Annotated in this window: 1 protein-coding gene; it reads left to right on the top strand. The window is 65.8% G+C overall.

From position 1 onward, the window contains the following. The first annotated feature begins 35 nt into the window (after positions 1–35). Positions 36–398 carry a hypothetical protein gene (locus D7V77_RS42260; protein WP_120581758.1) on the top strand — a complete coding sequence of 121 codons (363 nt, stop codon included), beginning with the start codon at positions 36–38 and terminating at the stop codon, positions 396–398. The last annotated feature ends 439 nt before the right edge of the window (positions 399–837 follow it).

Here is an 837-nt window from a genome sequence, read left to right on the forward strand (position 1 = left end):
GGCATGAAGACCCTCATTCGCTTTGGAGCTGTCCCTTGAGTACCCGCAAGTTCCAGAAGGCCAGCAACGAAGAGCTCGTCCAGTGGTACGCGGAGGGGTCGGTCGCATACGGGAAGGCCCTGGAGGCCGCCGACTCGCGGGCAGCAAACCGCGCCAACGACAAGCTCGTGGGAGCCTACCAGGAGCTCCGGAGCCGTGGTGCGACGTCCCAGCTCATCCCGCTGCTCAAGAGCGAGGACGAAACCCTCCGGATGCACGTCGCGGCCCATGTCCTGGAATTCGCCCCCGAGCTTGGCGAGCCGACTTTGCTCTGGCTCGCCAAGCGTCCCGGGCTCCTCGGGTTCCGTGCAGAGTACGTCCTCAAGGCCTGGCGCGAGGGCACGCTCAAGTTCCCCTGAGTGCGTCCCGGATTTTCAGCTTCCGCCCTGGGAGGTGCGGAGGTGGAGCGGCCGGGTGGACGCGGCGACCCGCATCGCGAGCATGCTTCTGCGTGCCGTGAGCAGGGTGGCGACAAAGACAGGGAAGGGTGCCGTCCGTTCGAGCACCTCCACGAGGGTGATCCGCTCACGGGCTGATTGCTCCAACCGCGCCTTCGCTGTGGGATCTCATGACGCGTACCCATGGCCTGCGGTTTAGGAAACCGCAGGCTCCGCCTTCGGACCTGGCGCTCGGATCCCGCCCAGGCTCTTCCCCTCGGGTCGAGCCACACGCTAGGGGGTGTCCCTAATTATCTGAAGAAAGGTGCTGGAGGCCGAGCGGCCGCCAGCCCCGTGGGCAGGGTTGAGCTTGCAGGGAAAGGAAGAGCTGAGCACCCCTGGTGAGTGCACCGACATGAGC

The sequence above is a fragment of the Corallococcus sp. CA041A genome, assembly GCF_003612075.1.
GTDB lineage: Bacteria > Myxococcota > Myxococcia > Myxococcales > Myxococcaceae > Corallococcus > Corallococcus exiguus.